Origin of the sequence: Microlunatus aurantiacus (assembly GCF_039536605.1) — a bacterium.
Classification (GTDB): Bacteria; Actinomycetota; Actinomycetes; order Propionibacteriales; family Propionibacteriaceae; genus Microlunatus; species Microlunatus aurantiacus.
The window spans coordinates 1-980 of the sequence record NZ_BAAAYX010000036.1 but is presented as its reverse complement, the minus strand read 5'-3'; the positions used below and the strand labels follow the sequence as shown (position 1 = coordinate 980).

Sequence of the window (980 nt, the reverse complement as noted above, 5' to 3'; positions counted from 1 at the left end):
GGGTCTGGGTGCCGGTCGGGGCCAGCAGCAGGGTCGCGGTGAGCTCGGTCGTGGTCGCCAGGAACACCAGGACGAACCCGGTCACCGCCGACGGTGCCACGAGCGGCATCACGACCCTCGCAAAGGCGCCGGCCGGCCCGACGCCCAACGAGCGAGCCGCCTCGGACAGCTCCGGTGGTGCGCTGGCCAGCCCCGCCCGCCACGGGACGACGGCGCGCGGCAGGAACAAGATCATGTACGCCAGCACCAGCAACGCCACGGTCTGGTAGATCGGCCGAGCCCACTGCACCGCGGCGGTGACCAGGGCCAGGGCCACGACCACCCCGGGCAGTGCGCTGGCGAGGAACGTCACCCGCTCCAGGGTGAGGCTCACCCGGGAGCGGTGGCGGGCCAACAGCCAGGCGCAGGGCAGCGCGGCCGCGAGGGCAGCCAGCCCGGCGACCGTGGCCAGGACGACGGTGGTGGCGGTCGTCTGCAGCACCGACGGGACCGCCACCATGTCCGCGGTCACGGCCCGGGCCAGCCAGCGCAGCACCTGGGTAACCGGCAGCACCACCGCCAGCCCGACCAGGCCGGCCAGAGCGGCCAACGCGGGGGTTGCCCATCGGCCCAGCGGCGCCGGGATGGGCTGCTGGCGGATCCCCGGGCCTACCCGGGCGATCCGGGACCGCCCGCGGGCGAGGACCTCGACACTCAGCATCAGCAGGCACATCCCGATCAGGACGGTGGCCAGCAGGCTGCCGGCTGCGTCGCTGAACCCGATCGCGTACTGCTGCACGATTGCGGTGGTGAGGGTCGGGAACCGCATCATCTGCATCGCGCCGAACTCGGCGAGCAGGTGCAGGCCGACCAGCAGCGCCCCGCCGCACAGCGCCGGCCGCAGCTGCGGAACCACGACCCGCCACACGGCGCCGCCGGCGGTGACACCGAGCGTCCGAGCCGCTTCCACGTCACCGTGGTCGAGGGTGCGCAGCAGGGCG

General features: G+C 74.3%; 1 protein-coding gene. It reads right to left on the bottom strand.

Going from position 1 to position 980, the window contains the following annotated elements; translation table 11 throughout:
• Positions 1-980 (bottom strand): ABC transporter permease (locus ABD714_RS22900; protein ID WP_344814781.1); only part of this gene is annotated, 980 nt, incomplete at both ends.